23 protein-coding genes are annotated in these 20,187 nt (G+C 32.6%); 12 read left to right on the top strand and 11 right to left on the bottom strand.

Translation table 11 applies throughout. The features are described 5' to 3' along the window. The first annotated feature begins 266 nt into the window (after nucleotides 1–266). The 3 genes from mnmA (at nucleotide 267) to ACRBBL_RS06930 (ending at nucleotide 4,190) form a co-directional block, all read left to right on the top strand. Nucleotides 267–1,454: a tRNA 2-thiouridine(34) synthase MnmA gene (gene mnmA / locus ACRBBL_RS06940; protein WP_431368299.1), complete on the top strand. Its 1,188-nt coding sequence runs from the start codon at nucleotides 267–269 to the stop codon at nucleotides 1,452–1,454. Nucleotides 1,455–1,599: 145 nt separating this feature from the next. Then, nucleotides 1,600–3,216 carry a S8 family serine peptidase gene (locus ACRBBL_RS06935; protein ID WP_431368298.1) on the top strand — a complete coding sequence of 539 codons (1,617 nt, stop codon included), beginning with the start codon at nucleotides 1,600–1,602 and terminating at the stop codon, nucleotides 3,214–3,216. 14 nt (nucleotides 3,217–3,230) lie between these two features. Continuing rightward, a complete protein-coding gene (locus ACRBBL_RS06930; protein WP_431368297.1) occupies nucleotides 3,231–4,190 on the top strand; it encodes an NAD(P)H-dependent flavin oxidoreductase in 960 nt (319 codons plus the stop codon). Nucleotides 4,191–4,439: 249 nt separating this feature from the next. On the opposite strand, the gene ACRBBL_RS06925 is transcribed toward ACRBBL_RS06930, so the two are convergent. Then, the gene (locus ACRBBL_RS06925; protein WP_431368296.1) at nucleotides 4,440–5,747 is read right to left on the bottom strand and encodes a DUF2314 domain-containing protein; all 1,308 of its coding nucleotides are present in this window, start codon (nucleotides 5,745–5,747) and stop codon (nucleotides 4,440–4,442) included. Nucleotides 5,748–5,843: 96 nt separating this feature from the next. Between ACRBBL_RS06925 and ACRBBL_RS06920 the strand changes: the two genes are divergently transcribed. Continuing rightward, entirely contained in the window at nucleotides 5,844–6,224 is a 381-nt protein-coding gene (locus ACRBBL_RS06920) for a glyoxalase superfamily protein (protein ID WP_431368295.1), read from the top strand. Nucleotides 6,225–6,227: 3 nt separating this feature from the next. Here ACRBBL_RS06920 and ACRBBL_RS06915 read toward each other — a convergent pair whose 3' ends face one another. The 3 genes from ACRBBL_RS06915 to ACRBBL_RS06905 all read right to left on the bottom strand — a co-directional run bounded on the left by ACRBBL_RS06915 (nucleotide 6,228) and on the right by ACRBBL_RS06905 (nucleotide 9,014). Beyond that, the gene (locus ACRBBL_RS06915; protein WP_431368294.1) at nucleotides 6,228–6,953 is read right to left on the bottom strand and encodes a DUF6090 family protein; all 726 of its coding nucleotides are present in this window, start codon (nucleotides 6,951–6,953) and stop codon (nucleotides 6,228–6,230) included. Between the two features lie 119 nt (nucleotides 6,954–7,072). Continuing rightward, a complete protein-coding gene (locus ACRBBL_RS06910; protein WP_431368293.1) occupies nucleotides 7,073–7,897 on the bottom strand; it encodes a M23 family metallopeptidase in 825 nt (274 codons plus the stop codon). A 4-nt stretch (nucleotides 7,898–7,901) separates the two neighbouring features. Next, nucleotides 7,902–9,014, bottom strand: coding sequence for a serine hydrolase (locus ACRBBL_RS06905; RefSeq protein ID WP_431368292.1), 1,113 nt, complete (start codon nucleotides 9,012–9,014; stop codon nucleotides 7,902–7,904). 253 nt (nucleotides 9,015–9,267) lie between these two features. On the opposite strand from ACRBBL_RS06905, the gene ACRBBL_RS06900 reads away from it, so the two are divergent. Further along, nucleotides 9,268–9,534 (top strand): hypothetical protein, encoded by a 267-nt coding sequence (locus ACRBBL_RS06900; RefSeq protein ID WP_431368291.1) that lies wholly within the window; start codon nucleotides 9,268–9,270, stop codon nucleotides 9,532–9,534. Between the two features lie 49 nt (nucleotides 9,535–9,583). On the opposite strand, the gene lysA is transcribed toward ACRBBL_RS06900, so the two are convergent. After that, a complete protein-coding gene (gene lysA / locus ACRBBL_RS06895) occupies nucleotides 9,584–10,828 on the bottom strand; it encodes a diaminopimelate decarboxylase (RefSeq protein ID WP_431368290.1) in 1,245 nt (414 codons plus the stop codon). A gap of 223 nt (nucleotides 10,829–11,051) precedes the next feature. Between lysA and ACRBBL_RS06890 the strand changes: the two genes are divergently transcribed. From ACRBBL_RS06890 to sucC, 5 genes are all read left to right on the top strand, one after another. Beyond that, the gene (locus ACRBBL_RS06890) at nucleotides 11,052–11,222 is read left to right on the top strand and encodes a hypothetical protein (protein WP_431368289.1); all 171 of its coding nucleotides are present in this window, start codon (nucleotides 11,052–11,054) and stop codon (nucleotides 11,220–11,222) included. Between the two features lie 121 nt (nucleotides 11,223–11,343). Then, nucleotides 11,344–11,529: a hypothetical protein gene (locus tag ACRBBL_RS06885; RefSeq protein ID WP_431368288.1), complete on the top strand. Its 186-nt coding sequence runs from the start codon at nucleotides 11,344–11,346 to the stop codon at nucleotides 11,527–11,529. Between the two features lie 177 nt (nucleotides 11,530–11,706). Then, complete coding sequence (locus tag ACRBBL_RS06880) at nucleotides 11,707–11,877, top strand: hypothetical protein (protein WP_431368287.1); 171 nt, start codon at nucleotides 11,707–11,709, stop codon at nucleotides 11,875–11,877. Between the two features lie 231 nt (nucleotides 11,878–12,108). After that, nucleotides 12,109–12,372, top strand: coding sequence for a hypothetical protein (locus ACRBBL_RS06875; RefSeq protein WP_431368286.1), 264 nt, complete (start codon nucleotides 12,109–12,111; stop codon nucleotides 12,370–12,372). 196 nt (nucleotides 12,373–12,568) lie between these two features. Beyond that, the gene (sucC, locus tag ACRBBL_RS06870; RefSeq protein ID WP_431368285.1) at nucleotides 12,569–13,762 is read left to right on the top strand and encodes an ADP-forming succinate--CoA ligase subunit beta; all 1,194 of its coding nucleotides are present in this window, start codon (nucleotides 12,569–12,571) and stop codon (nucleotides 13,760–13,762) included. A 99-nt stretch (nucleotides 13,763–13,861) separates the two neighbouring features. On the opposite strand, the gene ACRBBL_RS06865 is transcribed toward sucC, so the two are convergent. After that, complete coding sequence (locus ACRBBL_RS06865; RefSeq protein WP_431368284.1) at nucleotides 13,862–14,677, bottom strand: GH25 family lysozyme; 816 nt, start codon at nucleotides 14,675–14,677, stop codon at nucleotides 13,862–13,864. A gap of 363 nt (nucleotides 14,678–15,040) precedes the next feature. Between ACRBBL_RS06865 and ACRBBL_RS06860 the strand changes: the two genes are divergently transcribed. Further along, nucleotides 15,041–15,478, top strand: coding sequence for an Hsp20/alpha crystallin family protein (locus ACRBBL_RS06860; protein WP_431368283.1), 438 nt, complete (start codon nucleotides 15,041–15,043; stop codon nucleotides 15,476–15,478). Between the two features lie 74 nt (nucleotides 15,479–15,552). On the opposite strand, the gene ACRBBL_RS06855 is transcribed toward ACRBBL_RS06860, so the two are convergent. After that, nucleotides 15,553–15,777 carry a hypothetical protein gene (locus tag ACRBBL_RS06855; RefSeq protein ID WP_431368282.1) on the bottom strand — a complete coding sequence of 75 codons (225 nt, stop codon included), beginning with the start codon at nucleotides 15,775–15,777 and terminating at the stop codon, nucleotides 15,553–15,555. A 763-nt stretch (nucleotides 15,778–16,540) separates the two neighbouring features. Here ACRBBL_RS06855 and ACRBBL_RS06850 point away from each other — a divergent pair. Further along, nucleotides 16,541–17,038: a hypothetical protein gene (locus ACRBBL_RS06850; RefSeq protein WP_431368281.1), complete on the top strand. Its 498-nt coding sequence runs from the start codon at nucleotides 16,541–16,543 to the stop codon at nucleotides 17,036–17,038. 214 nt (nucleotides 17,039–17,252) lie between these two features. On the opposite strand, the gene ACRBBL_RS06845 is transcribed toward ACRBBL_RS06850, so the two are convergent. The 4 genes from ACRBBL_RS06845 to ACRBBL_RS06830 form a co-directional block, all read right to left on the bottom strand. Further along, the gene (locus ACRBBL_RS06845; protein ID WP_431368280.1) at nucleotides 17,253–17,669 is read right to left on the bottom strand and encodes a GNAT family N-acetyltransferase; all 417 of its coding nucleotides are present in this window, start codon (nucleotides 17,667–17,669) and stop codon (nucleotides 17,253–17,255) included. A gap of 38 nt (nucleotides 17,670–17,707) precedes the next feature. Further along, nucleotides 17,708–18,595 (bottom strand): radical SAM protein, encoded by an 888-nt coding sequence (locus tag ACRBBL_RS06840; RefSeq protein ID WP_431368279.1) that lies wholly within the window; start codon nucleotides 18,593–18,595, stop codon nucleotides 17,708–17,710. A gap of 90 nt (nucleotides 18,596–18,685) precedes the next feature. Further along, a complete protein-coding gene (locus tag ACRBBL_RS06835) occupies nucleotides 18,686–19,264 on the bottom strand; it encodes a PhnA domain-containing protein (RefSeq protein WP_431368278.1) in 579 nt (192 codons plus the stop codon). 71 nt (nucleotides 19,265–19,335) lie between these two features. Next, nucleotides 19,336–20,181, bottom strand: coding sequence for a hypothetical protein (locus ACRBBL_RS06830; RefSeq protein WP_431368277.1), 846 nt, complete (start codon nucleotides 20,179–20,181; stop codon nucleotides 19,336–19,338). Nucleotides 20,182–20,187 lie beyond the last annotated feature (6 nt).

Here is a 20,187-nt window from a genome sequence, read left to right as displayed (position 1 = left end):
TAAAAAAAGCCTGAGTGTTCTTTCGACTCAGGCTTTTTTGTGTTTAAAAATGCTTGGCGCGAAACCACTCGTAAAAAAGCGAAAAAGGTAGTATCTTTGTCAGCTAAATGTATTTAGTACGTCTATACATACTCTAGCAAACTAAATACGCCAATTCGAGTGATTTTTGTATAAAAATTGTATCGAGAATAACTTAGAAATAAGTACGAAAATGATGTTAGATATATGAGTAGTCATAGTATAAAACAAACGAAAGGAATAAACAGATGAAACGAGTAATAGTAGGACTTTCTGGAGGAGTAGATTCAAGTGTAACTGCGTACCTATTGAAAGAACAAGGATATGAAGTCATTGGCTTATTCATGAAAAATTGGCACGATGACTCGGTAACTATTTCTGACGAATGTCCATGGTTAGAAGATAGCAATGATGCCTTAATTGTGGCAGATAAACTAGGAATTCCATTTCAAACAGTAGACTTAAGCGAGCAATATAAAGAGCGTATTGTTGATTACATGTTCAACGAATATGAAAAAGGACGTACGCCAAATCCAGATGTATTATGCAATCGGGAAATAAAATTTGATGTTTTCTTAAAAATCGCTCTCGATTTAGGAGCCGATTATGTTGCAACTGGACATTATTGCCGTAAAGAAACCATTGAAGAAAACGGAAAAACGATTCACAAACTGTTGGCAGGAAAAGATGGTAACAAAGATCAATCGTATTTCTTATGTCAACTATCGCAAGAACAATTAGAAAAATCATTATTTCCAATTGGTGAACTTACAAAACCAGAAGTGCGTGAAATTGCTGCAAAAGCAGATTTAATTACAGCAGAAAAGAAAGATTCACAAGGATTGTGTTTCATCGGGAAAGTAAAATTACCAGACTTCTTACAGCAACAATTACAACCAAAAGAAGGTGTTATTGTAGAGGTTCCTAACAACAAAGAAAGTTATCATAAAGAACTGCCAAGTTTTGCTAATAAAGAAGAAGAATTGGCATTCTATGCGCAAAAACATACCTATCAAAAAACAGATGGAAAAGTAGTCGGAAAGCATCAAGGTGCACATTACTTTACCAAAGGTCAACGAAAAGGATTGGCTGTTGGTGGAACTACCGAGCCATTATTTGTCATTGAAACTGATGTAAAAGAAAACGTAATTTATACAGGACAAGGAAAATCACATCCAGGTTTGTACAGACGTACCTTATTTGTAAAAGATGATGAATTGCATTGGGTTCGTGAAGATATGGCGTTACAACCAGACGAATCTATGGAAGTCATGGCGCGTATTCGATATCGTCAACCATTACAAAAAGCATTGATTTACAAAATAGATGGCGGAGCGTATGTAGATTTCGAAAATCCGCAAAGCGCAATCACCGAAGGACAATTTGTAGCTTGGTATATAGATGAAGAATTGATAGGTTCAGGAGTGATTTCTTGATGAAGTTTGAAGTCGAAATTGAACTTGAACTTGAATTAGAATTTGACAAACCAACAAATCAACAAAAAACAAATCAACAAATTAACAAAACCCAAAAAAGAAGCAAAGCGACAAAACCCAAAACCCAAGACCAAAGACCCAAACCATGAAAAAACTGATCGTATTCGTAATCATACTTACAGCACAATTCAGTGTTGCACAAACACAACATGCTTGGGTGTATTTTACTGATAAAGCAGATGTAGCCAATGCATTAGCCAATCCGACAACGATTCTTACACAAAAAGCAATCGATCTGAAAGCAAATCATAGTGTTGCAATTGACGAACGCGATGTTCCTGTGAATGAATCATACATTACGCAAGTCAAAAATGAAACAGGAATTACGGTTAAGGCAAAATCAAAATGGTTCAATTGTATACATGTTCTGGGAACACAAACAGATATTGATAATTTACTAAATCTCTCATTTGTAGATCAAGTAGTATATGCTGATCGCTCATTAAATATTTCTGGCAGACCTTCTGTAACAGCTAATTCAAATAGAAATAAAGAGAATTTTGAAAATCAGGTTATATTCAATTACGGAAATGGTACCAATCAAGTTTCTATGATTAATGTAGATAAATTGCACGAGTTAGATTTTACGGGAGAAGGGATTACGGTTGCTGTAATGGATAGTGGTTTTTCGAGCGTAAATACAATGCCGGCTTTTCAACGTTTAAGAAATAATGGAGATTTATTAAATGGGTATGATTTTGTAGATCGTACTACAGATATTTATGCCTTTACAGGAAGTGATCATGGAACTAGAGTTTTGTCAAATATGGCAGGATATATTGACGGACAATTTGTGGGTACAGCACCAGATGCAAGTTATTATTTATTCAGAACCGAAGATGTAGCTAGTGAAACTCCTTTGGAAGAATCGTATTGGGTAGAAGCTGCTGAACGTGCAGATAGTTTGGGAGTTGATGTGGTAAATACGTCGTTAGGATACAATACTTTTGATGACAGTAGATATAATTATACAACTGCCGATATGGATGGAAATACTGCGTTTATTACGAAAGGTTCTAACATTGCAGTTGAAAAAGGATTACTCATCGTAAACTCTGCTGGAAACTCAGGAAATACAGCTTGGGGAATTATTATAGCACCAGGAGATGGCAATGGATTTACTATTGGAGCCGTAGATGCAAGCGGAGACTATGCATCATTTAGTTCGCGAGGAAGAACGCCAAATGTTCCTGTAAAACCTGATGTTGTAGCACAAGGTTTTGAAGCTTATGTTGTTAATACAGCTGGTTTAACAACGTCTAATGGAACTTCTTTTTCATCGCCAATTATTGCAGGATCTATGGCATGCTTGGTTCAAGCGTTTCCAAACAAAACAAATGTAGAGTTGATGCAACTCGTTCGCGAATCAGCTTCTATTTATACTAATCCTACGATTCAATTAGGATACGGAATTCCAGACTTTGAATCTGTATTTCAAACTTTGTATACGAATGAAGCTGGAAATGTAGAAACGATTCAAGTATTTCCAAATCCCGCGAAAGCGATTGTACAAATCAACTTACCAACGGAAACTCAAAACGCAACAATTACTTTAGGGAGTTTGGTTGGAAAAACCATCAAAGTATACACGACTTCAACAAGTTCTCAGCAAATAGATGTACGTCAATTGGCAGCAGGAATGTATTTGTTACGCATTGAAGCTAATGGAGAAACGATCACGAAAAAAATCATAAAACAATAAAACTTAACTAACGAATGGCTTTGTTCGAACACAATAGAATCACACAATTATACAAAATACAATATCCAATAATTCAAGGAGGAATGATTTGGGCAAGTGGCTGGCGATTGGCTTCTGCAGTAAGTAACGCTGGCGGATTAGGCTTGATTGGTGCTGGTTCAATGTATCCAGATGTATTGCGTGAACATATTCAAAAGTGTAAAAAAGCAACGGACAAACCGTTTGGTGTGAATGTCCCAATGTTGTATCCGAACATTGAAGAAATTATGGATATCATTGTGGAAGAAGGTGTAAAAGTAGTTTTTACATCTGCGGGAAATCCTAAAACATGGACGCCATTTTTAAAAGAAAACGGAATTACAGTAACACATGTAGTAAGTAGTTCAAAATTTGCTTTAAAATCGCAAGCAGCTGGTGTAGATGCAGTCGTAGCAGAAGGTTTTGAAGCTGGTGGACATAACGGGCGAGAGGAAACAACAACCTTAACCTTGATTCCAACAGTAAAAGAGCAACTAGAAATTCCATTGATTGCTGCTGGAGGAATTGGAAGTGGAAAAGCAATGTTGGCAGCAATGGTCTTAGGCGCTGATGGCGTGCAAGTTGGAAGCCGATTTGTAGCAACAGACGAAGCTTCTTCACATATTGAATTCAAAAAACAAGTGGTAGCTGCCAAAGAAGGAAGTACGAAATTAATGTTGAAAGAATTGGCACCAGTTCGTTTGTTGAAAAATAAATTCTACGAAGATTTAGAAGAATTATATACCAAAGCTCCATCTGTGGAAGAGCTCAAAACTTTATTGGGTAGAGCACGTGCAAAACGCGGAATGTTTGAAGGTGATTTGGTAGAAGGTGAATTAGAAATTGGACAAGTATCTGCATTAATTCACGAAATAAAACCTGCGGGAACAGTTGTGGAAGAAATGGTTACTGAATTTCAAGAGAGTGTTGCTTCTTTGGAGCGCTATCGCTTATAGACACGCTTTGCTTTTGGATCGCTTAGCGTGCATTTTTAAATACTTCAACATTTAAAAATCAATATTTATAATTTAAAATTTCCAAACGTCACTTCGAGTGGCAAATCTCCGATTTGTTGTATCGAGAAGTACTTCGAAAAACATAGTTTCAAACAATAAGCAAGTCTAAAAATCTAAGAGCACAGCAAATCTAAGAGATTCCCGTCTACACGGGAATGAGTCTAAAAGCAAAGCGTATCTAATTAAAAATCAATTCCCATACTTCATAATCAACTTTCCTGTTTCATTACCTTCTTGACTGCCATCAGCTTTATAAAGGATATAATCAAAAATATCTATTTGTTGTACGGTTACTTTCGCTCCCGATTTTAAATTTTTGATATAATGCGGTTCGTTTTGTAAAATACCTTCAATCGTTTCTCCTTTCCATTTTGTAACTTCAATCCACATCCATTCGTTTCCTCCTTCATCAGTTGTAAAAGGAGCTTTTAGTACCAAAGTAGCTTGTTCTAGTCCTTCGTTAAATAAAGCTCTTAACTCAGGTAATTTTTCTTTAGCACGTTGGCTTGCCGCCATAATTTCATCATTATGACTTACATGTGTAACTTCATCTTCTGAGCCAAAAAGCTGCTTGTAAATTTCACTTTCATACGCCTGACTATTTTCGTAATCATCATTTTTAAAATTCACTCGAAATATTGTGTTGAAAGGATCGCCTTCTTCTTGTATAGCGAGTCTAGTAAAGTTAATTGTCGCTTTTTTGCCAGCATTCTCATAGGTCATTTCTGGAATCAACTTTTGAAAACTCGTATTCTTAATAGCATCTAAATCTACGGAAAGATTACTTTCTTCAATTTGATTTCCTTCAAGTAGCAATTGTGCTATAATTGCAAGCAATTGACTTGTATTAGAAACATTTGTACAGGGAGAATCATCAATTACAAGATCTGGCAAGCCAAAACGTTGCATTCCAAATGTGATTGAGCGACAGTACTCATCTTCTCTGTACGAATGCAATGTAAGTTGCTTGACAGCATTAGGAATTCCATTTTCCCATGCGTCTACGCGGTCTCTTTTCCAGATTTCTGGTAAAAAATATTCTCTGACTTCACCATCATAAATAAAAAAGTCTGTATTTTTTGTCTTGTTATAAACCCAATCAAATAGCTTTTTTGTGTGTGTAAAAACGTCTTTGTCTTCATAATACAATACTAGAATAAATGCGTTTTTGGAAGTCGTTAATTGTTCCTTTTGTGTCTTTGAGAATCCTTCTGCAAAATATTTTAAATATTCCATGTTATGCGCAGGATAATCTTCAGCTACATCTGTGATAGCTTCTAAATAAACCATAGTTCGATCAATTATTTCTGGAGCATCATCAACAAAATAGACATCTGGAAAAATTGTTTTCAATTCTTTTTTGATTGCGGTTTCATCCAAAGTAGTATCCATAGTGTAGAATCCAATTTCAGAAAGAGCGCCGATTGATTCATTGTCATTTTGTGCGATTGTGATGAGTGAATTCAATAAAAAAATAAAAAAACAAAAACGTTTCATAAGAATTATATTCAAAATAGTGTGTAAATACATGTTAAAGATACTTTTTTACCAAACAAAATAAAATCTTCTTTAAAAACTCCTATCTTTAATTGTATGAAAGCACCCGAACAATTTTTAAGTGTTCATCCTGTACTAGCTGTAAAAGATGTACTAAAAGCGTTGGGTTTTTATGTGAATAAACTCGGATTTGAAGTCGCTTTTGCCGATCATAAAACAGATCCGAAATATGTAGGAATCAAACGCGGAAATGTAGAAATTCATTTGCAATGGCATGATGCTTCCGAATGGGAAAATAATATAGATCGCCCAATGTTACGTTTTTTAATAGCAAGTACAGAAACACTTTTTGATGAATATAAAACCAAAGATGTATTTCATGCGCAAACACAACTTAGAGAAACAGGTTGGGGAACAAAAGAATTTGCTTTTTATGATTTGGATATGAATGGGTTGACGTTTTATGAAGATTTATAAACTTCATTCATCTTCTAATCTAGTTTTAATTCGCTCCAACATCACTTTTGCATTTGCTTTATATGATTTGACTATTAATAAATGATTTCTGGAAGCTAGTAAATTGTGCGCGGCTACTTTTTTTCGGTAATCTTCACTGGAAGAAAAATAAGTAATCATTTCTGAATTGAATTTTTGTTGAGTCCAATCTACAAACCAAGAATACTGCTTAAAACTTTCTAAATTTTTCAAAACATCATTCTCTAAACGATCATTGCTTTTTTGAAGCATTGGTAGAAATAATGAATACAGTTGAGAAAGATCGGTAATCAAACTATCCTTTTTATCAATTTGTTGATTCGTAATTTTTTTCAAAATATCATATCCTTTGGTTTGGATATTAAAAGGTTTGTATAAGGTAATTAAACTTGCACAACTTGGACATTCTTTATAATTATTAAGGGTGATTTCTTTATTGATAATTCGCAAGCTATTTTTTTGATTTGCTTCGTAATACTTTATAATTTGAGTAGCCATTAAGGTATCCAAAGACAAATCATTCACTACAGTACTTAAGGTATTGTTTAATTGTACTTTTGTTTTTCTGACTTCATTCCAGTTATTCACTTGTAGCGCTAATAGAATTCCAATCATAACCAATAGCGTTTCTCCAATAGCATACAAAAAATAGTTTTTAAACTTATTTTCTTTTAAAAGTCGTTGCCGAACAGAACGAAAAATTTTTAGCATAATATGGTGTTAATTGATGTGTTAGTCGTCTGATTTTGGATAATTTCTATACAGTCGAATGCCTAATCTTACAAATAGTAGCACTGCAATAATAATGACTATGTTTAAACCTTCCATTCTTAGTTTCTTCGTTTATATTTTTTCCCTTTCTTAAGTTTCTTTCCAACAAAACCTTCAAATTCAATTGGAACTGAAACATTCCCTTTTTCTTCGGTAGCTTTATGAACTACAAAATGTAAATGTGGCGTTGTGGTAAAACCAGTCATGCCTGAAATTCCTATTTTTTGTCCACGTTGTACAATATCACCTTTTTCAACCAAAGCACCATTAAAATCTAGATGAAAATACGAAGCAGTTGTTCCGTCATCATGTTGAATAATTACATAATTACCATCATTGACAAACTTTCGGCTTCGACCATGTTTTTTTGAATTCTCTTTAATCATAACCACTTTTCCTTCGCGAGCAGCATAAATTGTATCTCCAATCTTAGTTCCAAAATCATATGCATGGAAAGATGCAATATGATCGTGTGAAAAGTTCCCGTAATTTCCTTGAATCAATTTTCGTTTTTTCTTATACGGTAATAAATATCGATATGAATTATTATGGTTTACAGTAGCTGGATTGCCATAACCAGCTTTGAATTTAAAATATTTGCTAAAGTTAAACAACGCACTATCATGTTCTAAAATATTGCGCGGAACTTTTACAAAACCTCTTAGTTTCTGATTTGGTTTTAAAAGTGTTCCTCTATTATAAACGATAGCGTCAGGAACAGAGTCTTTTGAATTAAGAATAAAATATAAAGGCGATAACATATTATTTTTAACAGAAAAATATATAGTGTCTTTTGTTGTTAAAACCGAATCTCTTTCCAGTTGAATTTGCTGAGCTTGACTTATAGAAACACTTAAAATTAATAAAAAAGCAAATTTTCTCATTATGTTAATTCTTTTGTTGTTGGATGTAAAACGTATGTATTTGTCTACCTAATTCTGCTAAAAACGGAATGCCAATTTCGTCATACTCATATGTGTCATCATTAAAAATTTGATTTTTATTTACATGAATTGTCGCTGTAATGGTAAACGAAATATTGTTTTTTGTATCTACAATATGTGCACAATCTGTCAAATAACCATAGGCATATCCAACTTTATTATATATTTTAATATGTGCAGGCATTGGTTCTTTACTGTCACCAAACATAAAAAACTTCACATAACTATCATAATATTCAGGATCGTTAAACCCTAGTTGTTTTGGTGTTTTGTGCATTACTTCTAAAACAAAATCACGATCCTTTTCAGAAAGATTAAATACAGTTTCTTTTCGTTGACTTTTTGTATGATGAAATCGATACATAAGTTGATGAAGTGTTTGTAGCGGAATGTAATTCTTCTTTGAGAAATCCATTGGATGCTCAATTAAAGAATCATTTCTATAAAAACTTTTGCCTTTATATGTTCTTTTTAAATCTAAAGAATCAATCAATCTATTTTTAACTTTCCTTTGACGATATACAATACTGTCATTTTTGGTAAACATAATTGCTTTAGAAAATATAGACGCAGGATTTGAAGTGCTTAATCTGTGAGAAATGCGGGTTAAAATATATGATTTTCTGTGTAAACTAGTATTGATGTTATCCTTTCGTAAAAACTCAAACAATCGATTATAGGCTTCATTATTGCTTACGGCAAAAATTTTCTGAACCTCTTTGCGAATGGTCGTTTGTATCGAATCACCTTCAATAGAAAAAGGAGTTTCACTTGTAATTAGTGGAATTTTATTTGCCTTTTCTAGCGCTAAAAGCGCAATTGGAAATTTAACGCTGCTTGCAGGATAAAAATAATTGAAAGCGTTCAGTTGAAAATCAAATGTATTTCCTTCCGCATCTGTGACCATGATTTGAACTTCATGTGCTCTCAGGTTTTTCATCACATTTTGAATCTTATCAGTATCTGCCGAAAGTGCAAACTCAATAGGATTATCATACTTTTTTTCTTTAGTACAGCCCAAACAGATTAAAAACAATACAAGTAGTAATTTTTTCATCAAGCGAAATAAATAAATGTTTCTACAAGATACTATTTTATATAAAGATTTTAAATTCTTGTGGATATTGAGGTTTTATAATTAAAGATTGAGAATAGTTTTGAAGCATTCTTATATTTAGTATATTTCTAAAAATAAGATATATAAAAACTTAATGAATAGGCATATTATAAAACGATACACGAAAAGCGCAATTATATTGATCTTCTGTTTTCTAGGATTTTCTTCATGCAAAAATGAAGTTGCAAAAACTATGGAAGATGACTTTTCGAGCAAATTGACTAAATTGAAGGAATTCAAAGCGATAGAATATCGAATAGATTCTTTAAAAGAAAAAGGAGTAGATGCTAAAATAACTGTCAACATTATCAAAGAATCATTTTTTCCAGAAGATTCCACAAAAAATATAACACTTGCTTTTATTGAAGAAGACTTAGGTTTTGCAGGTAGTACAGAATTTATAGTTAAATATGATCGTGATCAAAAAAAGATTATTTCTGTAAAAAAAAGTACAGAATAAAAAAAAGTGTCTGCACTACCAGACACTTTCTCAACACTTAATTCCCTTCCTAAACAGCTTTGGGAACACTTTTTTTCTTTTTCTTGACGGAAAGATCAATTTCAACCTGATTTTTTAATATGTCGTCAAATGTTTCGCGTTTGCGAATTAGATGCGCTTCATTATTGTGCCATAAAACTTCGGCAGGACGATAACGAGAATTGTAATTGCTCGCCATTGAGAAACAGTAAGCTCCGGCATTATTAAATTTTAAAATATCGCCTTCGCGGATTTCACTAATTCTTCGGTTGTTACCAAACGTATCAGTTTCACAGATATAACCAACAACTGAGTAGTAGCGTTCGCGACCTTCAGGATTAGAAATATTTTCTATATGATGATAAGAATTATATAGCATTGGACGAATTAAGTGATTAAAACCACTATCAATTCCAGCAAAAACCGTTGAGGTTGTCTGTTTTACAACATTAACTTCGGCAAGAAAAGAACCAGCTTCACTTACAAGAAACTTTCCAGGTTCAAAATTGAGTGACAGCTCTTTTCCGTATTCTTTGCTAAATTCATTGAAACGTGCACTTAATTTTTCTCCTAACTCTTCAATATTAGTATGAATATCATCTTTTTTATAAGGAACCTTAAATCCGCTTCCAAAATCGATAAAATCTAGATTTTTAAAGTTCTTTGCGGTTTTAAACAAAATTTCGGAAGCGTACAAAAACACGTCAATGTCTAAAATATCACTTCCTGTATGCATGTGAATTCCGTTAATGTGCATTCCTGTCAATTCTACAATACGCAATACATGCGGAATTTGGTGAATGGAAATCCCAAACTTTGAATCAATATGTCCTACAGAAATATTGTGATTTCCACCAGCCATTACATGCGGATTGATTCGAATACACACAGGGATAGTTGGGTGTTTACTACCAAACTGTTCTAAAATAGAAAGATTATCGATATTAATTTTTACGCCTAATTGAGCTGCATGTTCAATTTCTTGTAGCGAAACACCATTGGGTGTATACATAATATCTTCGGCGTTAAACCCTGCTGCTAAACCTAATTGAACTTCTTGAATGGAAACAGTGTCCAATCCCGCGCCAAGCGATTTCATCAACTTTAAAATACTCAAATTAGACAAGGCTTTTACTGCGTAATGCAACTTTAGCTTTGGTACAGTTTGAAACGCTTTCGTTAAGCGTTCGTATTGCGAAGTTATCTTACTCGCATCATAAACATACGTTGGATTTCCAAACGTTTGCGCTATTTTTAATAAATCGGTATGCTTCATCGTATTATTTTAACAATTCAAAACTATATTAAAATGAAATTACAATAAAAAAAATATTTAAAAAATATAAAAATAACACAAAAAGTTATATTTGTAACAGTTTTAAAATAGCACCTTTTTGAGTATAAAAGGCTTCTCCAAATTTATAAAAGGCGAGTTTTAAAAGTTTTTGTTCAGAGTAATGAGTTTTATCTTTAAGTAATTAAACCAAAAACAGAAAGTCATGAAAAAAATTACTTTTAAGAAATTGGAACTCAATTTTAGAACAATTTCAAAATTAGAATCAAGAAAATTGCATGGAGGACATCCTACGGAAGAACCATCAGAAGGAGCGCAATGTGCTTCGGAAGATCCATGTGGTCCTAAAAAAACATTGAATCTTTGTCATCATTGATACTTGTATAAGTATGAATAGTACATTCAATTTGTAAAATGCAGTATATACAAGTTTTTCAACTCAGATATGCTTTATATTAGATAAATGTTTTATTAATCATTAATTAAAATTTTAAATCATGAAAAAAAGAAATGTAAGCATACTTGCTTTAAACAAACGAAAAATTAGTGAATTACAAAACTCTATTGGAGGATTTAGAAATGAATCCGACGGATGTCCAACAAATAGTGGTTGTAGTTGTGTAAGTTGCAGACCTAGTTGTGAAGAACCAGTGGGAATTACAAATCAAGGTTGTGACAAGTAATTATGAAATTTTATGAAAAGCGGACAGCAATGTTCGCTTTTTTGTAGGATAATTTTTATGTAAATGTTGTGAATTTTAAGTGTGATATTTTATAAAATGTCACTAGTAACTACCTGTAAAGTGTTGTTTATAAAGGTTTTTATGCTGAGTTTTACATGAACATAAAATTTAAAAGTCATGAAGAATAGAATCTCACAAAACTTAAAACTAAACAAAAAATCAATTTCTAAATTACAAAACAATGTTTTTGGAGGTGCTAGAGCTGCTAGTTCGGTTACTGTTGATAAAAGCAAAGTAGAATCTTGTATCATGTCATGTGTCAATCATTCTGACCATTGTGAGAAATAATGTTTGTTATAAGCCTTAATACATAACCGACATACTCTTGAAAGAGTCATTCTTAGGATTGACTCTTTTTTTTTATGGATAAACAGTTATAGTTTGATTTTTAAAGTGTTTAGTTTTATACAATTAGACAAACGATTTTCAAGGTGAATTTCTTGTTTTTTTTTATGGTTAAACCGTAATGCTTTGATTTTTAGTGTAATTAACTTTAAGTATAACCAAAATTATACTATCATGAAAAAAAAGAATCTTACATCATTATCGTTAAACAAACGAAAAATTAGCCAATTACAAGAACAAAGTGGTGGCGCTGGACCATTTACTACAAATGTACCTACGATGAGTACCTGTACTTGTGTTTCCTGTTTGCCTCATGGATGCGGGACAAATACCTTTTTAGGTTGTCCGCCTCAACCAACAGATTTGTGTACCATTGATTGTACATTGGATTGCTCAATTTTTACTTGTCCATTCCCAATTGATAAGGAAATACCATAAAAACCTCATTAAATTAGAAAGGGAAAGCATATTTAGACTTCTTTTTTTAGTTATGAAAAAAGAATCATACGCATATTTTAAAAGGGTCATTCACTCGAATGGCTCTTTTTCTTTTTTTAATTCATCAAAAACAAAAATTAATTGGTTTTAATGCATTCGATTTTTTACATTTGTGCTCTATAAAAAATTTCGTAAAATGAACTTACACGAATACCAAGGAAAAGAAATATTAGCAAGTTTTGGCGTACGCGTTCAAAGAGGAAAAGTAGCTTCTACACCTGCAGAAGCTGTTGAGGCTGCAAAGCAATTGACAGAAGAAACAGGAACAGGATGGCATGTGATTAAAGCACAAGTTCATGCTGGTGGACGTGGAAAAGGCGGCGGAGTGAAGCTTGCCAAAAATCTTCAAGAAGTAGAAGACATCGCTGGACAAATTATCGGAATGGATTTGGTAACACCACAAACTTCTGCAGAAGGAAAGCGTGTACACCAAGTTTTAGTTACTGAAGATGTATATTATCCTGGTGAGAGCGAAACAAACGAGTTTTACATGTCTGTATTGTTAAATAGAGCAACTGGACGTAACATGATTATGTATTCTACAGAAGGTGGAATGGATATTGAAACTGTTGCAGAAGAAACGCCACATTTAATTTTTACTGAAGAAGTTGACCCTGCACAAGGATTATTAGGATTTCAAGCGCGAAAAGTTGCTTTCAACTTAGGATTAAGCGGAACAGCTTTTAAAGAAATGACGCGTTTTGTTACTTCATTATATAAAGCATATGTAGCTTCTGATTCTTCATTATTTGAAATCAATCCTGTATTGAAAACTTCTGATGATAAAATCATGGCAGTTGATGCGAAAGTTACTTTAGATGAAAATGCATTATTCCGTCACAAAGATTACGCAGCAATGCGCGATTTACGTGAGGAAAACCCAATTGAAGTTGAAGCAAAAGAAGTTGGTTTAAACTATGTTGATCTTGACGGAAACGTTGGATGTATGGTAAATGGAGCTGGATTGGCAATGGCAACAATGGATTTAATTAAGATGGCTGGTGGAGAACCTGCTAACTTTTTAGATGTTGGAGGAACTGCTGATGCAAAACGTGTTGAAGAAGCATTCAGAATCATTTTAAAAGATGACAATGTAAAAGCGATCTTAATCAATATATTTGGTGGAATTGTTCGTTGTGACCGTGTTGCACAAGGAGTTGTTGATGCATACAAGAGTATGGGAGACGCAATTCAAGTACCAATTATTGTTCGTTTACAAGGAACGAATGCAGATATCGCTAAGGAATTAATTGATAACTCTGGATTGGATGTTCAATCTGCAGTAGAATTCCAAGAAGCTGCTGATAAAGTTCAAGCTGTATTAGCATAAGCTTTTTAGTTATAAAATAGTATTCAATTTATATATAGAAAAGACCTTTCTCGTTTGTGAGAAAGGTCTTTTTATGTTTAGTCTATGTCAGATATACTTTTACTTGCGACTATTTTTAATAAATGCTTTCAATGCTTCTAAATCGCCATTGAAATAATCTTCATCATTGGTGTAATTTAAAATCTTATAGGTGTCAGATTTTTGCCAAAGTACATATCCTTTTTCTTTCCATGTATTTGGTAGTATTGGAGAATCTTTAGATTCATAATCGGCAATCCATAATGGGAAATTAGCAAGTTCTGGGTTGTTTAAGTATTCATTAGCAAACTCAGTATTTGTGTATATGATAGGTGTAACCAGAAGTCTGCTTTCTATCTCTTTCAAAAGCGTTAAAAGACTTAATTGAATTTCGTCAATAGATTGTCCTCTCTCAACTGAGCCACCTTCTATATCGATAACAGGAGGAAGATCGGTTGGTTGAATGTCTTTAATTGTATTTATAAAAAATTCAGCTTGATGTATAGGATTGTCTTGACTGTTATAATAGTGATAGGCACCTCTAATAAATCCTTTTTCTTTGATAGTTGTCCAATTTTGTTGAAATCTTGGATCTATGAATGTTGCGCCTTGTGTTGCTTTACAGATAATAAAATCGATGCTATCTCTATCTTTTTCAAGTGCATCAATCTCATTGCCTTGATACGAGGAAATATCAATTCCAAAAGCAGGTTTTGTGTTTTCAATTACTTTTTCTTTTTCTGCTTCCTCTGTTTTTTCTTCTTTAGCAGAATCTTCTTTTTTAGTAGTTTTTGTTTCTGATGGAGTACTCTCTTTTTCTTTTCCGGAATTAAAATATTCGCAAGAAGAAATCATAAAGCACATAAGTACAAGTATTCCGATGTGTTTTTTTTTCATTTAATAGAGGTTATGATTGATATATAAGTTAGTTGTATTTAAAAGTAGATGAATTTAATTTTAGATCAAAGTAGTGTATAATTTTAATTATTAAAACACTTTAAACTTATAAAATTCACTTTTTCATAAGTCTTTGGTTTATCAGTTGAATAGCAAACGAGAGATGAACTTGTTTAAAATAGCGGTATTTCCGTCACCATGTCACATCGTTTTTTAGTAAAAAATGCCATTATGTCATTATTTTAACACGCAAAACTGTCAAGATGACGCATTTTTGTACTTGGAATCCTTTTTGACTTATACAACTCGTATTTGAATAACAAACTGAACAAAACAAAAATTAAACTTTAAAAAACAAATAAGATGAACATAGTAAAAAGAAAAAACGCAGATTTCCCTTCAATTTTTGATGAATTATTCCAAACAGATTGGTTTGGTGGAATTACAAATCCAGCGACAGCGACAAAAGGAAATATTCCAGCTACAAATATTAAAGAAACGGCAGATGATTTTATATTGGAAGTAGCTGCGCCAGGAAAAGCAAAAGAAGATTTTAAGCTTTCTTTAGATCATGATGTGTTGACAATTAGTACAGAAGAGAAGAAAGAAGAAGTGAAATTAGAAGAAAATTATACGCGCAAAGAATTTAGTTTTTCAGCATTTACACGTTCTTTTAAGTTACCACAAACCGTAAACAAAGAAGAAATCAACGCAACATATACAAACGGAATTTTGAATGTTGCTTTGCCAAAAAAAGAAGAAGATAAGGTGAAGCCTAAGCGCACCATAGAAATTTCATAAATATTATTTAGGATTGGTTAGTTAATGGAAAAAGGCTCTGTCAAGAAATTGCAGAGCCTTTTGTTTTTTAATTATTACTTGTTACACATACATGACCAAGCAGCGCATGTAAGTGTTTCATCAGTTCCTCCAGTACAACCACCTTGCGACTGACAGTTTGAACCATCAATAATAGATAAATTACAAACACGTACATCATTTTCAGTTAAAAGACCCAATCTTCCTCCAGATAATTTTCCGTCAAATCCAGAAATTGTTTTCTTGTTTAAATTCAGAGATTTTAGATTCCTTTTTTTCATAATAGTAAAATGTTTAAGTTAAATTATTAAAACAAATCTATCCGAAATTGTATGAGTCCCAAAGTAATGATGCTTACGATTTATGAATTTCGATTATGAAAGATGCGGTTTGGTATAAGGCGCTTTCTAGAAAGTTCTCCCATCTTTACATAAAAAGTATCTCTGTGAAAATCGAGCAATTGATGACAGTTTGAAAAGTGTTTTAGAGACTTTTCCTCTAGCTCAGGGTAGTATTTTTAGATTGTTTGAAAAATACAATTTGATACTTTAGTCTTTTTCTACAAATGTTTTTTCTATTATAACATAATCTATATTGGCTTTAGTAATTTTTTTTGAAACTTGCTTCATTCCAAATATTTCATAAAATAAAGCCTTGTCAATTCTGGTATTGCACCATAATTTGTTAATCTTTTTCTTTTACATATCTAATTCAGTTGTTTACGACATAAATATTTCCATTCGTGTCATTTTTTTTAATCTCCTTTTATTTATTTCTCAAATTTATAGTGTCAAAAAGCTAGGTAGACAATTTTGGTCATTGGGGGAAACACCTAATTATTAAACCCTATAAAAGTAAAATCAAGTCGCCAAAGTAATTTTGAAACGTAATCAAAAGAGAAATATTCGATTGAGTAACTGCCACCTTTTCTTTTGATTATAAGAGGTGAAATTCGAAATGCTAAAATAGCGTAGGAGCAATTAATTATATGTTATAGGAAATAAAGAAAACCTATAATTTCAACTAAAATAAAAGGAAAACATTATGCCAATTAATATAGATTTTAATTACAACTTTACAAATAGTATAGTTATCAATGATGGTCTTGTGACTGCCAATCCAGCTATTCATCAAGCTTCGAGACTTTATGTGATTCACAATCCGGCTACTAACAGACCTGTATATGTAGGTACTTCTGCAAACCTGCGAGATCGATTTATTCTTCGCCTAGAGATTATAAGAGAAATGGGGTTTTCTCAAGTTGAGCTAAATAATATTATTGTAATGGAAGTACAAATACAGATTGATGGAGTTAACAGAACTCCAGGAGAGGATGGAGTGGCAGGTGGAATTGATGTTGAGCATCTTCTAATTAGAACATATATTCAAAATATTGGACTCAATGTGAGAAATATTCAGAAAACGGCGGTGTTTAATAATAATACAGGAGAACAAATTAATTGGACTCTTAATAATAACGCAGATATTGAAGGTTTTGGTGGACCTTATAATTATAATTTGGCGAATGAAAATAGTTTATAATATAGTAGATACTCCATAACAAAGCTATTAAAACAAGCTTTAGTTCAATTGTCATATATGAAACCAATATCGAATGTAATTATTAGTTTTCTTATTAAATGCCACTAGATTTCAGTAGTTAAATGGTTTCTTTTTGTGATAGCGCAATCGGTAAAGGTTTACTTTTTTTGGATGATCTATAAAATAGGGTTTCTGTTTAGCTCCAAATACATTTTTAAGAAACATTTTTCTCCATAATTATATATTGTATATCTGCTTTGTTGAATCTTTTGGTCGTTTGTACCATTCCAAATCTTTCATAGAATAAAGTCTTGTCAACTCTGGCGTTACACCATAATTTGTCAATATTTTTATCTTTAGAAACTACATCTATTATATGCGTAAGTAGCATAGAGCCATATCCGTTTCCTTGTTCAGAAGCATTGGTTGCAAACTTTCTAAATTGAGCAGCATTATTTTCTATAAATAAGGATACTACAGAAATAATAATTGAGTCTTTCAAAAGCCCAAAATGGATGCCTTCTTCGTCATTATCTAACATTACAAATTCCAGGGGTTTGTTTGGCCACATTACTTGGTGTCTAAGATGATACGTCTCTTTAGCGTGTATTTCTTTTATTTTGATGCTCATTTCAATTTTGAATTAAAAGTTTAAAAGTACTTCTAAAACTAGATAATTCGATCTTTTATATTATACGTTTTGGAAAGTTCCTTCATCTTTAAGTAAAAGGCATTTCTATAATATTCAGGCAATTGATGACTGTTTGAAAAGTATTTTAAATACCGTGCTTCGAGTTCTGGAAAGTGCTTTTTGATTGCATTCAACATTAAAACCTTACTATCTGCTTTTCCATTTCCAAAAACCGTCAATGTTGCTGGCATAACATAGTTGGCACCACAGTTTTTAAATGTATTAAATAGTTTTTCTAAATGCGCAGTCGTATCTGTAATAAATGGTAATAAAGGCATCATGCTTACGCCAGAATGGAAACCAGCTTGAATGGCTTTTTGTAAAGCTTCAATTCGTTGTGATGGTCTTGGTGCGCCAGGTTCAAAAATCTTCCCAATTGCATCATCTACAGTAGAGAAAGAGAAGGTGAGTAGCGTGCCGCCAGAAAGTTTCTGCTGTAAATCTTTAGGTAAAATTGCTTGTTGATGAATTTCTTTTAAAATATCAAAATCACGTTCAACCATTGTCGATTTTGTAATGATATGCACAGGAAATTTATACTTTAAAATGACTTCCAAAGCTTTCCGTGTGAGCTGATATTCTTCTTCAATATTGATATACGGATCTGTCACTGATGATAATACTATAAAACCATATTCGCCTTTTTCAGCACGTTTTTTAAGTTGTTTTTCTAGCAATTCAATCGCGTTCACTTTTACCGATAAACTTGTAGCTAGATTACTTCCGTATTTGCTTCCGCGAATGTAACAATAGAGGCAATTGTATGAGCAACTTTGATACGGATTGAAGGTATAATCATCCAAAAACCAAGCATCTCTTTTTTTCGTTTTATTTAGTACCGATTTGACTTCAATTTCTTTGATCATTATGCATAACTATCAAGTTGAAAGATACAAAAAACGACTTATTCCTTTTACAGTATAAGTCGTTTCATTATTTTTTTGTGTGATGAAAAATTACGTCTTCTTCACATATTTTGTAATAATTACAATATGTTGCCCGTTTAAACGACCTTCGATATGTTCTGCATTGTCATGCGTTAGTGTAATGTTTCTAACTGCCGATCCGCGTTTTGCAACAAAACCAGCACCTTTTACATTCAAATCTTTAATTAAAACGACACTATCACCAGCTTGTAATTGTACGCCGTTTACATCTACATGTTTGATAAGAGTATCTTTATCTACATCTTCTCCTGTTGCTGCAGCCCAAGCTAAATCGTCTTCGTCCAAATACATCATATCTAGCAAATCTTGTGGCCAACCTTCTTTTTTCAATCGGTGCAACATGCGCCAAGCAACAATTTGCACAGCTTTAACTTCACTCCACATACTATCATTCAAACAACGCCAATGGTTAGCATCCATTGTATCCGCATCTTCAATTTGAGAAATACACGTTTCACATGCTTGAATAGACTTTTCTAATTTGTTTTCGTGATTTGGCGGAACATGGTAAATGGCTAATTTCTCAGTAGCACTACACAATTCACAACTTGCGCCACTACGTTTTTTGATGTCTCTTTCGATACTCATGATTGTATTTTGGAATTTAAAGCAAAAATATAAGTTTCGTTTAGATATAAAAGTAGATTGTTTACTTATTTCTATTCTACCACAGTAAGATCAAAAGTAGTTTCTAAACTATGACCGCTTTTAGTATCCTTCATTTTAAAAATACAAGTCACAGGTTTTTTTCCACTTGCAGAAGCGATTTGAATAGATGCATATAATTGATCTTTTAAATCTTTTGCGCTGACAAGGTTTGGGAACAGATTGTCATTTTTATTAATCAGCGTTCCATCTGCCGACGTCAAACTGATAGAAGCTTCTATGTTAGCACTTCCGTATTCGTCAATATCAAAACCACTTAAGTTTTCAATAATTAGATATATTTTTTCATTGCGCTTAATTACATTGTCAATAATTCCAATATCACGTTCTTTAGAATATAAATATTGAATGTCATAGTCAAGCCCGTCCTTTTTGGTGTTTATTAGTGGACTATGAATGATCTCGAAATTTTTACTCCAATTATAATATGTATCGCTGTTTTTATCTCGAATGTTTACCATTGCTATATATTCCTTGCTTGGAAGCATTGGTTTTGCAAATATGAGTTCGGATCGTAAGTTTAAATCTGCTTCTGAATATCCTTTTGAGTCTTTGAAGAATAAATTAGGTTTTGCCATAATTGTATCTCCTTTTTTGTTTAGAACATATATATCCATTTCTGGATACGCTAAATTGTTCTGCAACACAAATCCGGTCATGTTTTCATAAATGAAGAGAACTTTTTCTCCATAGTGAAATTTAGTTCTATTGATCTGTCCTGTGTAATTGACCATTTTAATACCATCACAGGAAAGTCCTTCACTTTTTACCGTTACATCTTGAAGATATTCATTAGAAATACTGATTTCGCAAGAAAAAAAGAGGCTTGCTAACAGCATTAAGAA

Source organism: Kordia sp., from assembly GCF_050633145.1.
In the GTDB taxonomy this organism is placed as follows: Bacteria; Bacteroidota; Bacteroidia; order Flavobacteriales; family Flavobacteriaceae; genus Kordia.
The sequence above is the reverse complement of the archived record's forward strand: the minus strand, read 5'-3'. Positions and strand labels throughout refer to the sequence as shown.